General features: G+C 35.2%; 10 protein-coding genes. 4 read left to right on the top strand and 6 right to left on the bottom strand.

The genetic code is table 11. The features are described 5' to 3' along the window. Nucleotides 1-148: 148 nt before the first annotated feature. The 4 genes from HHX25_RS16865 to HHX25_RS16880 form a co-directional block, all read right to left on the bottom strand. On the bottom strand, nucleotides 149-3,685 hold the full coding sequence (locus HHX25_RS16865) for an efflux RND transporter permease subunit (protein WP_169675924.1): 3,537 nt from the start codon (nucleotides 3,683-3,685) through the stop codon (nucleotides 149-151). A gap of 96 nt (nucleotides 3,686-3,781) precedes the next feature. Next, complete coding sequence (locus HHX25_RS16870) at nucleotides 3,782-4,951, bottom strand: efflux RND transporter periplasmic adaptor subunit (protein WP_169675926.1); 1,170 nt, start codon at nucleotides 4,949-4,951, stop codon at nucleotides 3,782-3,784. 12 nt (nucleotides 4,952-4,963) lie between these two features. Continuing rightward, on the bottom strand, nucleotides 4,964-6,307 hold the full coding sequence (locus HHX25_RS16875; RefSeq protein ID WP_169675928.1) for a TolC family protein: 1,344 nt from the start codon (nucleotides 6,305-6,307) through the stop codon (nucleotides 4,964-4,966). Between the two features lies 1 nt (nucleotide 6,308). Beyond that, nucleotides 6,309-6,914 carry a TetR/AcrR family transcriptional regulator gene (locus HHX25_RS16880; protein ID WP_169675930.1) on the bottom strand — a complete coding sequence of 202 codons (606 nt, stop codon included), beginning with the start codon at nucleotides 6,912-6,914 and terminating at the stop codon, nucleotides 6,309-6,311. 124 nt (nucleotides 6,915-7,038) lie between these two features. On the opposite strand from HHX25_RS16880, the gene HHX25_RS16885 reads away from it, so the two are divergent. The 3 genes from HHX25_RS16885 (at nucleotide 7,039) to HHX25_RS16895 (ending at nucleotide 9,195) form a co-directional block, all read left to right on the top strand. Beyond that, on the top strand, nucleotides 7,039-8,013 hold the full coding sequence (locus tag HHX25_RS16885) for a polyprenyl synthetase family protein (RefSeq protein ID WP_169675932.1): 975 nt from the start codon (nucleotides 7,039-7,041) through the stop codon (nucleotides 8,011-8,013). Continuing rightward, a complete protein-coding gene (locus HHX25_RS16890) occupies nucleotides 8,013-8,360 on the top strand; it encodes a hypothetical protein (protein WP_169675934.1) in 348 nt (115 codons plus the stop codon). Before HHX25_RS16885 ends, HHX25_RS16890 begins: the two co-directional genes overlap by 1 nt. A 529-nt stretch (nucleotides 8,361-8,889) precedes the next feature. Continuing rightward, complete coding sequence (locus HHX25_RS16895) at nucleotides 8,890-9,195, top strand: GIY-YIG nuclease family protein (protein WP_169675936.1); 306 nt, start codon at nucleotides 8,890-8,892, stop codon at nucleotides 9,193-9,195. A 104-nt stretch (nucleotides 9,196-9,299) separates the two neighbouring features. On the opposite strand, the gene HHX25_RS16900 is transcribed toward HHX25_RS16895, so the two are convergent. Together HHX25_RS16900 and HHX25_RS16905 are read right to left on the bottom strand one after the other, a co-directional pair. Then, nucleotides 9,300-9,830 carry an RNA polymerase sigma-70 factor gene (locus tag HHX25_RS16900; protein ID WP_169675938.1) on the bottom strand — a complete coding sequence of 177 codons (531 nt, stop codon included), beginning with the start codon at nucleotides 9,828-9,830 and terminating at the stop codon, nucleotides 9,300-9,302. 10 nt (nucleotides 9,831-9,840) lie between these two features. Continuing rightward, nucleotides 9,841-10,167, bottom strand: a complete 327-nt coding sequence (locus HHX25_RS16905) for a hypothetical protein (RefSeq protein WP_169675940.1) — start codon at nucleotides 10,165-10,167, stop codon at nucleotides 9,841-9,843. A gap of 437 nt (nucleotides 10,168-10,604) precedes the next feature. On the opposite strand from HHX25_RS16905, the gene HHX25_RS16910 reads away from it, so the two are divergent. After that, entirely contained in the window at nucleotides 10,605-11,600 is a 996-nt protein-coding gene (locus HHX25_RS16910) for an IS110 family RNA-guided transposase (RefSeq protein ID WP_169670953.1), read from the top strand. The last annotated feature ends 55 nt before the right edge of the window (nucleotides 11,601-11,655 follow it).

An 11,655-nucleotide genomic window follows, 5' to 3' on the forward strand; every position in this document is an offset into this window, starting at 1 on the left:
ATGTTAGGATAAAATTTAGAGTAATATTTGAAAAGCCCCAACATTATGTTGAGGCTTTTCTGCTATCAATCAATCCTTTATATAGGGTTAAAGGATTATTGTAACAACTGTATTTCAAGTTGTATGTGTTGAATTAGAAACTATGGCATTAATTTAATTGTTTACCCATATTTAAAGCTTTTGCTTCTTCTAATTCATTTTTAGAATACTTGGCTGCTCTGTTACTGTACAGCCACATTTTGAATTTAGTCACTAAATAAAACAGTATAGGTACTACGATTAATGTTAAGAACGTAGCAATGAATAGTCCATAAATAACAGTCCAGGCAAGTGGCCCCCAGAAAATCACATTATCGCCACCTATATAAATATGTGGATTGAATTCGCTAAACAAGGTAAAGAAATTGATGTTTAACCCTGTTGCCAGAGGAATTAAGCCTAAAATCGTTGTGATGGCCGTTAATAACACTGGACGTAAACGTGCTTTTCCGCCTTTAATAATAGCTTCTAATAAATCTGGGGTTTCCAGATATTGATCATCTTCCAAATCGTATTCTACTTTCTTTCTGTCAATTAAAAGCTGGGTGTAATCTAAAAGTACCACACCATTGTTTACTACAATACCCGCAAGGGAAATGATACCCATCATGGTCATCATAATTACAAAGGCACTACCAGTAATAACAATACCACCAAATACACCTATTAAACTCAGGAAGATGGCCAGCATAATGATACCTGGTTTAGAAACAGAATTAAATTGGAAAATTAGAATAAAGAAAATTAAGCCTAAACCAGTAAAGAAGGCACCCATTAAAAATGCCATCTGTTTGTTTTGTTCCTCTATTTGTCCTGTGTAATCAACTTTTACTGAAGCTGGTTGTTCTGTGAAACCCTGCATTTCATTTTGAATTTGCGAAACAATGGCGCCAGCATCGGTAAATCCTGGTGCTAAAGCAGAGTATAAAGTTACCACACGTCTAACATCTCTATGTTTTATAGCGCTAAAGCCAGAGGTATTACTTTGTTTGGCAACAGCCGAAACAGGTATTTCTTTTATTTGTCCATTGGAAGGGTCTCTAAACGTGATTTTCTGATTGAAAATAGCACTTGTATTATACCTGTTTTCTTCATTAAAACGCACATAAATGTCGTAGTCTTCACCGTCTTCTTTATAGATGCCCGCTTTGGCTCCAAAGATAGCATTACGCAGTTGTTGTCCTACCTGACCAGAAGTTACGCCCAGTTCTCCAGCTTTTTTTCTGTCTACTTGAACTTGCATGGATGGTTTAGACCTATTAACATCAATTTTTAATTCGTCAATACCCTGGATATTTTTTGAATTGATGAAGTCACGCATTTTTTCTGCCGTGGCAATAAGTTCGGCATAATCGTTTCCTTCCAATTCAAGATTTATAGGATAACCTGCTGGAGGGCCAACAGCATCTTTTTCAACCGAAATAGCAACACCTGGGTAGATGTCTTTTAAAGCCTCTTGGACTTTTTTAAGAAGGATATTACTGTCGGCACCATCTCTAAACTTGTATTCACGCATGGTTGCCGTTATCTTACCACGATGTGGCATTTCTGCTTGAGAACCACCATCTGTTTGAGGGTTTCCAGCACCCTCACCTACTTGAGATACGGCACTTTCGGTCAAGAAATTGAAATCACTATGCATATAGGTTTCTTCGTTTATAATTTTATAAACACGTTCTTCAATATCTTTTGTAATGGCATTGGTTTTTTTAATATCTGTACCTTCAGGATATTCTATATAAACAATAATCTGGTTTGGCGTATTGTCTGGGAAAAACTCAACTTTTGTACGCTGGCTTCCAACAGAGGCTCCAAAGCCCATAAAGGCGACAATAAGCAAAACAAATGTGCCAATAGCTATAACAGCTGGTTTTCTTCCGCTTAATGAAGCACGAAGGGTTTTTTCATAAAAGCGTTCCCATTTAGGTAATATGTTATTTTGAAATCCATTGGCCCAACTTCTAAGGAATAAACGATAGATCCAAAGCAAAATAACAGTTAAGATCATTAGGGTACCCAAACCTCTATAGCTGCCTCCAACTAACATAATGAGCAGACCAATGCCTCCAACTATTGCAGAAATTTTGATGATGTTTTTTAAAGGCATCTCTTTATCCTCGGTCGTCATAAATTGGGATACCATAACTGAGTTAAAGAATATGGCAACGAATAATGAAGAACCTAGAACAACTCCGAGAGTTTTAGGGAAATATATCATAAATTGTCCCATAACACCAGGCCATAAGCCTAATGGTATAAATGCGGCGACTGTTGTTGCTGTTGATATAATAATTGGGAAAGCAATTTCACCGATTCCTTTTTTTGCAGCCTGGATTCTGTTCAAGCCTTCTTCATTCATCAAGCGATACACATTTTCCACCAGTACAATTCCATTATCAACCAACATACCTAGCCCCATAATAAGTCCGAAAAGGATCATGGTGTTCATGGTGAAACCAGCCATGTCTAAAATCATAAGTGACATAAACATGGACATTGGGATAGCAAAACCAACAAACAAGGCATTTTTAAACCCTAAAAAGAACATCAAAACAGTCACTACGAGAATGATACCAAATATGATGTTGTTTACCAAATCGTCAACCTGACCAATCGTTTTTGAAGATTGGTCGTTAGCTATGGTAACTGTTAAGTCTGGAGGGAATACATTGGCAGTAGCGTCTTTAACAATAGCGTCTATCTGTTCTGCAGCAGCCACCATATTTTCACCAGCACGTTTTTTAACATCGAGCATCACAACGGGGGCGCCAAACTCTCTAGCATAGGTTGTTTTATCCTCATCTTTAAAAGTAATTTTGGCAATATCTTTTAAATAGATAGAATTGTTGTTTTCAGATTTTACTACAAAACTTTCTAATTCTTCAGGGTCTTCAATTTCACCAATAATTCTAATAGTACGTCGCTGCCCGCTAGTAATTAAATTACCTGCAGACATGGTCATGTTTTCATTGCTTATCGTATTGATAATGTCTTGAAAACTCACCTGAGCTGCCATCATTTTATAGATGTCTACAGCAACTTCTACCTCTTTTTCCTGGGCACCACGAATATCAACTTGCTTTATCTCTAAAAGACTTTCAATTTCATCTTCTAAATACTCTCCATATTCCTTTAGCTTATCAACAGGGTAATCTCCGGAAATATTAATATTAAGGATTGGAATTTCCTCAGACATGCTTAAATCGAATACATTAGGCTCTACTTTAGCACCATTAAATGTTGGCCAATCTTCACCAGAAGTTTCCGTGTCTACTTCGTCTTTTACCCTTTGCTTTGCTGCTTCTACAGAAATTTTCTCGTCAAATTCTACAATAATAATAGAGTAGTCTTCTTGAGATGTCGATGTAACTTCAACAACATTACTAACCGTTTTTAGCTTGTCCTCAATGGGGTCGGTTATTAGTTTTTCAATATCCTCGGCTGTGTTCCCAGGATACACAGAGCTAATATAGATTTTGGTTTCTTTAATTTCGGGGAAATTCTCTCTGGGCATACTAAAATAGGCACCAGCACCAAGAAATAAGATCAAGGCAATTAAAACATACATGGTTGTTTTATTATTTATTGCCCATGACGATAAACCAAACTCTTTATCTACTTTCTTTTGTTTTTTGTTTTTACTCATTAGCTTTTATTTTGTCATTCCTGCGAAGGCAGGAATCTTATATTTTGAAACTGAATTTTAATAAAGTGGATTCCTGCCTGCGCAGGAATGACAAGTCTATTCTACAACAAGTATTTTTATATCTTGTCCATCTTTTACACTTCTGGCGCCTTCATCAATAATCTCATTTCCATTTTCCAGACCAGAAAGTACTTCAATATAATCACCTTGTGTTTTCCCCGTTTCTATAATAACACGTTTCGCTTTCGCTTTGTTTTCAACCTTATCTGTAACTGTGTATACATATTGCTGACCTTCTGCATTTTCAGAAATAATACTTTGAGGTATTAATATGGCTTTCCCATTTTGGTAATCGTTAATTTTAAGTTTTGCCGTTAAGTTTGGTTTTATAGATCTATCTTTATTAGGAACGGCCACTTCAATTTTAAAAGTTCGGTTTGCTGGGTTTATAAAATTTCCTGCCTGACGAATTTTTGCATCCATCTTTTTTCCTAATATTGGAAATTCTACTTCTACATTCTTACCAGGAGTAATATTAGAGATGTAACGTTCTGGTACATCTGTTTCAATATACATATCCTGAAGGTTTACAATTCTAAAAAGCTGAGATTGTCCTGAGGCAACAACGCTACCTTGCTCTGTGATAACATCATCGATAGTACCAGAAAAAGGAGCGCGAACCACCGTTTTGCCTACTTGTTGTTTTAATTGGTTTACGGCTCTTTGCTGTGCCTCATATGTAGATTTCGCTTGTAAATACTGAATTTCACTACCTATTTTTTGATTCCATAAACGTTCTTGACGTTCGAAAGTGGTTTTAGCTAATTCGGCCTGAATCTCTAGTTGCGCTACTTGCTGACTTAAACCACCATCATCAATTTTAGCAAGTATTTGTCCTTTAGATACTTTCTGTCCTTCTTTAACATAAACACGTGTTAAAGTTCCTGGATACTCAGGATAAATGACAAGGTTTTTCTTGGTGTCTACACTTCCTTGCAGTTCTACAAAGTGATTGAAAACAGCTTCTTTAGCAGCAAATGTTGTAATTAAAGGAATGCGTTCCTGTGGATCTAGTTTTTTAATTTCTAATTCCAATTGCTTTAACTGAGAAGAAATTTCTTGAGCAGAAGCATCCAGTTCCGTTTTCTTTTTTCTTATTTGTTCTAAATTACCAGAGGCTATAATGTCTTCAACAGACATTTTTTTATCGCCTCCACAAGATGCTAAAACAAGCGTTACGATTACTAGTGAATATATTCTTTTCATTGTATTGATTGATTATTTGTTTATAGTGTTTAATACGGTTTCTAATTCAGCCTTTTTATTTATAACATCAAGCATGGCTTGCAAAAATTCTTGTTGAGAACTGTATAGTTGTGTTTGGGCTTGTCTTAGCTCGAAACTTGTGGCAATCCCTTCATAAAATTTGGTCTGATTTTTTTGCTCAATACGTTCGGCCAGATTTAAATTTTGCTTTTTATTATCGTAATCTTCAATAGCAAATTGATAATCACTTTTTGCAGATGCTATTTGAAGCTTTAATTTTTGCTGGGTTTCTGTTAAGTCTTCTTTTGCCTTTTCAAGATTAATTCTTGCTCTTTGGGTTGAAGCGCCTCTCCCGCCAGAACTAAAAATAGGGATATTCATACTAACACCCAATAATGAGGAGCCAAACCATTTTTGATTACTATTTGTAAAAACAAAATCATTACTGAAAGTAGAATAACCGGCATTAACAAAAGCATTTAAAGTAGGCAAGGCTTTGCTTTTTTCTAATTTTAAAAGCAGCTCTTTTGAAACTTTATCGTTTTCTGCAATTTTAAAATCAATATTGTTTTCTATGTTTTCTGGGGTATCTATCAAGCCTAAAACAATATTTTGAGCTGTTAGGTTTTCCAGGTTATCGGTTAATATGGTTTTAGAGTCAATCTCGGTACCTATAGTGATATTAAGCATTTGGTAAGCTAAGGTTTTTAAGCGCGACGTATTATTTAAATTACTTTCTACACCAGATAGGGTAATTTGCAATTGTTCTACACTTTCTTCATCACCTAAACCATTTTCATATATTTTAGTGGTTTCGTTGAGGTTTTTCTTTAAAACTTCAATATTGCGCTCTAGAATTTTTACACTTTCTTCGGCTAATAAAACATTTCCGTAAGCATTAATAACCGCTTTTCTAACTTCTAAATCGGTTTTTTCTTTAGCGTTTTTCGAGATTTCTAAAAAGACCTTGGCAGATTGAAGACCAACCAAATACGAACCATCAAAAATTTTCTGATCCAGTTTTGCAAAAGCGTTGACACTTTGTTTTGTACCAAATACAACCTCTGCAAATTCACCTGGATTACCACCAAAAAATTCGGCAGGGATAACAGAAACCTGTTGTTTTAAGAAGTTTTGATAATCTATGCTAGCACTTATTTGAGGCAAACCAGTTGCTATGGTTTCCCACTTTTGCTTTTCGGCCGCTTTAATATCGCGTGCAGCGTTTTTTGCAGTTCTGTTATTTTCTAGTGCAAAATCTATGGCTTCCTGTAAAGAGAAGCTTTTAGTGCTTTCTTGAGAAAACATAGTGATAGAGCATAATAAACTAAATATAAAAATTAGTTTGTTCTTCATTTTATGATTGATTTGATGTTATAAATTTGTTTAAAGATTCTAGACCTTTTGGTGTGCATATGCCACGTAAATGGTATTCTAAATAGTTTTCCATAAGCATGGGCATGGAGAATTCGTTATTAGGAAATAATTCTTTGTCTTTAATGGCTAGCATGAGGGAGAAATAAATTCTTGAAATAAATTCAACATGGATTGATTTTCTATAAAGCCCCAGATTAATACCGCGATTAAGGTTATCTATAACACATGTTTGCATGACCTCAAACTGCTTACTTTTTAAAGTATTAAATATGCTTGGGTAATATTTTTGTAATTGGTATTGAGGTGAGGACTTTTCATCTTTTAAATGCTCCATAACGAATTGCTTGATGTTGAAAATTTCTTCAATAGGGTTTTTTTCTAAAGAACAAATTTGGTCTATGCCTTTTGCTATAAATTCAAACAAATGCATGGTGGAGGCATTGACTAGCTTGGTTTTATTGTCGAAGTGCAGGTAAATGGTTTTTTTGGAAATTCCTAAAGCGTTGGCAATATCGTCCATAGTAACACTCTTAAAACCATAGTTTAAGAATAAATCTGTAGCACTTAATAATATTTTGTCTCTCATAATCGGGTGCAAATATAGAGGTGGAAACTTTAAAAACCAAAAAAGTTTCCTAGGTTTTAGTAATAATTTAACATATCACTTGGATTAAACTTTTTAATGTGACGAATTACTTTATTTTTGCCTTATGCTTTCAATAGAAAAATATCAAAAAGAGTTTGTTGCTTATTTAGAACAATATTCAACATTAAAAGAACCTAAAAACCTTTACGAACCTATTCAATATATTTTGGGCTTGGGAGGCAAACGGTTACGCCCGGTTTTAACTTTAATGACTACCGAAATTTTTAATAGTGATTATAACAAGGCTTTGGATGCTGCATTAAGCATTGAGGTTTTTCATAACTTCTCACTTGTTCATGACGATATTATGGATGATGCGCCTTTGCGTAGAGGTAAGGAAACTGTGCATGAAAAATGGGACGTTAATACCGGGATTCTCTCTGGTGATGCTATGTTGATTATGGCCTACCAGTTATTTGAAAACTACGAGGCGAGTACTTTTCAATCTTTAGCAAAACTGTTTAGTAAAACGGCTATAGAAGTTTGTGAGGGTCAGCAATATGATGTTGATTTTGAAACCAGAAACGATGTAACGATTCCTGAATATCTAAAAATGATTGAATATAAAACCGCTGTTTTGGTAGGCGCAGCAATGAAAATGGGCGCTATTGTTGCTAATGCATCGGAGACCGATCAAAATAATATTTACGAGTTTGGTAGAAATCTAGGAATTGCTTTCCAGTTACAAGATGATTACTTAGATGCTTTTGGCAACCCAGAAACATTTGGAAAACAGGTTGGTGGTGACATTATTGAAAACAAAAAAACCTATTTATATCTGAAGGCCTTAGCGTTTTCGAATGACGATAATAGTTCTAAATTAAGAAATTTGTTTAATACGACTCTTGAAGATAACGATGTCAAGATTCATACTGTAAAAGAAATTTTTAAAATCTCTGGGGCCTCTGATGCTACCAAGAAAGAAATTAAAAACTATACCAATAAGGCTTTTTTAGTTTTAGAATCGTTAGATATTTCTGATGAGAAAAAAGCGCTTTTGCGCGATTTTGGTAATAGCTTAATGAATAGAAAAGTATAATGCAGTTACCTTCAACTTTCGAGACATTGATTGAAGACGCCAATCAATCCAATTTATATAAAAAATTAATTCGGCAACTTAATAAAGATTTTCTTTTAGCCAATATCGATCTGGATTTTCATGAAGAGGTACTGCCTTCCAGTTTAAAACTGTTGCTTCATGAAACGATTTATAAGTTAATTCAGGAAAAATTCACCGAATATTTAAATTTGCTTTACATTATTGATGTTCCCGAAAAACAGGTGAAAGCACTGGATGGAGATGATATATTAAAACTCTCTGAAGAAGTATCCTTTTTAATTTTAAAGCGCGAATGGCAGAAGGTATGGTTTAGAAACAATTTTTGAATAGAAAATCCTTTTGTTTAAAGGATAGTAACATTTTTGCAACCGTGTCATTCAGAGCGAAGCGAAGAATCTTTAACATTGCTTATTGTAAACTAGATTCTTCAGTCGTGCCTCCTTCAGAATGACAGGGGCATTTTGCCTAAGGTGAGGTGCTTGTTCATTGTAAATAAAAGTGCTGTTTAAGAACAACCGTGTCATTAAGAGCGAAGCGAAGAATCTTTAACATTGTTTGTTGTGAACTAGATTCTTCAGTCGTGCCTCCTTCAGAATGACAGGGGCGTTTTGCCTAAGGTGTGGTGCTGCTCATTGTAAAGAAGAGCTTTGTTTAAGAGCAACCGTGTCATTCAGAGCGAAGCGAAGAATCTTTAACATTGCTTGTTGTGAACTAGATTCTTCAGTCGTGCCTCCTTCAGAATGACAGGGGCGTTTTGCCTAAGGTGTGGTGCTTGTTCATTGTAAATAAAAGTGCTGTTTAAGAACAACCGTGTCATTCAGAGCGAAGCGAAGAATCTCATAGCCAGAATATAAAATGAAAACAAAAGGAACACATAATTATTATGTTTATATACTCACTAATAAAAGAAAAACAGTCTTATATACAGGAGTAACCAACAACTTAAAAGAACGGCTCTATTTTCACGGTAACCCCGAGCCATTTTCAAAAGCTTTTACTTCAAGATATAGATGTTTTTACCTTATTTATTATGAACATTTTTTCGAAATAGAAGATGCTATAAAAAGGGAAAAGCAAATCAAGGGCTGGAGTAGAGATAAAAAGAACAGCTTAATTACAAATACCAATCCTGAATGGAAATTTCTTAACGATACTATTTAAAAAAGGCTGTCTTTCATAGCAATTATGTCATTCAGAGCGAAGCGAAGAATCTTTAATGTTATTAGATGCTTCAGTCGTGCCTCCTTCTAAATGGCAAAAACCTGTTAATTAGTAAACAAAAAACCAAGGAACCCTCTTAATTTGCGATAAGCTCCTTTTTTGCGATCCTTCACCGTATTAACAGAAATGGCCAATAGGTCTGCAATCTCTTTATTGCTATAGTCTTTTATGCTCAGTCTGATAACCTGGGCGGCCTTGGCAGACAATTTGTTTATGGCGTTTTCTATAACGGCCGTGGTCTCTATGGTAACAGCCTGAGACATAAAGAAGGTCTCGGTTTCATAAACCTCCAGATCTGCAAGGTCGCAGTGCTCTGTAGTTTTGTAGCGGCTGCTCTTAAGGTAGTTAAGGCATCTGTTTTTTACGGCCTTGTAAAAAAAGCCCGTAGTGTGACTCTGTGTTTTAAAAACAATCTGGTCTTCCCAAACCTTAATAAAAATGTCCTGTACAATATCTTTAGAGGTATCCATATCGTTAATATACCTGTGTGCAAAAACACAGAGCTGTGGGTACAGACCCTTAAAAAGTGCTTCGAATTCCTTGAGCGTCTGTTCGTTTTTTGTTTCTTTTGGCATAAGCTTATTGTTAAGTGTTTGCAACATGGTCTGTGGCTATGCACTGTTTTATGTTTTTAATAAGCGTACCAATGGAGATGTCCTCTCGGTTGTTAAAATATGCCGCAGGCATGTGTTTAAAAAACGCATCGAACTCTTTTGAAGATAGCACATTGGTACCCGTGTTAAAGACCTGGTGGGCATAAATAATTTCAAGAACCTTGAGCCCCGTTTTGCAATGTTTTTTAACGACACTGCTTAATCTCGATTTATCGAGCAACATTGTTATTAGGGCAATGTTGGTGTAGCATGATACTAAAAAGGGTTGTGGCAATTTCTGGGTTTTGGCTTGCGGCATGGCTTAAATTTTTTTGATGAAACTTAATTTTTTTTGAGTTTCCAAAAAATGGGCAAATGCCCGTTAAACCTTTATGTTTAGAAGTAAAAAAGGCGTGGAACTCAACTTACCTGAAAAGAGGTACTGGTATACCGTGCAGCGATAAGAGAGCCCACGCCCGGGTACCTTTAGATTTGTTTTTATTAAAGATTAAAAAAGGGATTTATAATTATGTTAAAAAGATGGGGTCTGGGGAAGACTCTTACCCTTTAAAATTGTTATTAATTTTAAGGGTAGTAAAAAGAACGGAGTGAACTTGCACGCCCGTTAGTAAACAAGAACTATCTCACGTATTAGTCTCCGTTCTTTAAAACTGGTTACAAAGGACCAAATAGAATCATAGCGTTTACCTATTAAAGGTTTTAGTCAATGTAACCATTAACTTAAAACATAAAATTATGAAAATTAAAGAAACGGTAGGGATCGACATTAGTAAATTGACTTTGGATGTAAGGATTCATAGTAGTCAGGCGTTCAACGTTTTTGAAAACACATTGAAAGGATATGGAAAAATGCTGAAATGGGTGAGAAAGAACACACGTTATTTAAACACGGAAACGATATTTGTTTTTGAACATACAGGACTGTATTCACATGGGTTGTCCGTGTTTTTGTCCGAAGACAATATTTCCTTTGCAGTGATCTCTGGACTGGAAATAAAAAAGTCTTTGGGAATAGTCCGAGGTAAGAACGATAAAATAGATGCCACTAAAATAGCCTTATATGCATATAGGCTCAGGGATGAAATTACTCTGTTTCAAATGCCTACTAATGCAATTAATAAATTAAAACGGCTACTATCACTTCGTGACCGAATGGTAAAGCACAGAGCAGGCTATAAAAATTCATTGGGAGAATACCAGAGGCTGTTTTGTAGAGTTGAAAACAGGATTTTCTTTCAATCCCATAAGAAATTGATCCGATATTTGTCAATTGAGATTAAAGCTATAGAAGGTCAAATGAAGAATATCATTGATAGTAGCTCTAAACTAAAAGAGCATTACAGACTGATAACCAGCATTAAAGGTATAGGTGCTCAAACTGCTTTGTTTTTAATCGTTCATACCAACGGTTTTACGAAGTTTAAGAATGCTCGGAAATTTGCTTCATATTGCGGAATAGCCCCATTTCCATATTCTTCAGGAAGTAGTATTCGAAAGAGGACAAGGATAAGCCACTATGCCAATAAAAAGATAAAGAGTTTGCTGGATATGTGTGCTAAAACAGCCATCCAACATAATATTGAAATGAAATTATATTATGAGCAGAAAGTCGAAGAAGGTAAAAATAGAAGGAGCACAATAAATGTGATAAGAAATAAATTATTGGCCAGAGTTTTTGCAGTAGTACAAAGAGGAACCCCTTATGTAGATATTAAAAAATATGCTGCTTGAAATAAACTAATAAATTTATCGGTAAAAATTTGTTTTAATCATAGAATACGTGAGC

The organism is Flavivirga algicola, from assembly GCF_012910715.1.
Lineage (GTDB): Bacteria > Bacteroidota > Bacteroidia > Flavobacteriales > Flavobacteriaceae > Flavivirga > Flavivirga algicola.

Bases quoted from the DNA above. Each gene is read 5' to 3' on its own strand.
- HHX25_RS16865 (WP_169675924.1), bottom strand. From the start codon at position 3,685: ATGAGTAAAAACAAAAAACAAAAGAAAGTAGATAAAGAGTTTGGTTTA.
- HHX25_RS16870 (WP_169675926.1), bottom strand. From the start codon at position 4,951: ATGAAAAGAATATATTCACTAGTAATCGTAACGCTTGTTTTAGCATCT.
- HHX25_RS16875 (WP_169675928.1), bottom strand. From the start codon at position 6,307: ATGAAGAACAAACTAATTTTTATATTTAGTTTATTATGCTCTATCACT.
- HHX25_RS16880 (WP_169675930.1), bottom strand. From the start codon at position 6,914: ATGAGAGACAAAATATTATTAAGTGCTACAGATTTATTCTTAAACTAT.
- HHX25_RS16885 (WP_169675932.1), top strand. From the start codon at position 7,039: ATGCTTTCAATAGAAAAATATCAAAAAGAGTTTGTTGCTTATTTAGAA.
- HHX25_RS16890 (WP_169675934.1), top strand. From the start codon at position 8,013: ATGCAGTTACCTTCAACTTTCGAGACATTGATTGAAGACGCCAATCAA.
- HHX25_RS16895 (WP_169675936.1), top strand. From the start codon at position 8,890: ATGAAAACAAAAGGAACACATAATTATTATGTTTATATACTCACTAAT.
- HHX25_RS16900 (WP_169675938.1), bottom strand. From the start codon at position 9,830: ATGCCAAAAGAAACAAAAAACGAACAGACGCTCAAGGAATTCGAAGCA.
- HHX25_RS16905 (WP_169675940.1), bottom strand. From the start codon at position 10,167: ATGCCGCAAGCCAAAACCCAGAAATTGCCACAACCCTTTTTAGTATCA.
- HHX25_RS16910 (WP_169670953.1), top strand. From the start codon at position 10,605: ATGAAAATTAAAGAAACGGTAGGGATCGACATTAGTAAATTGACTTTG.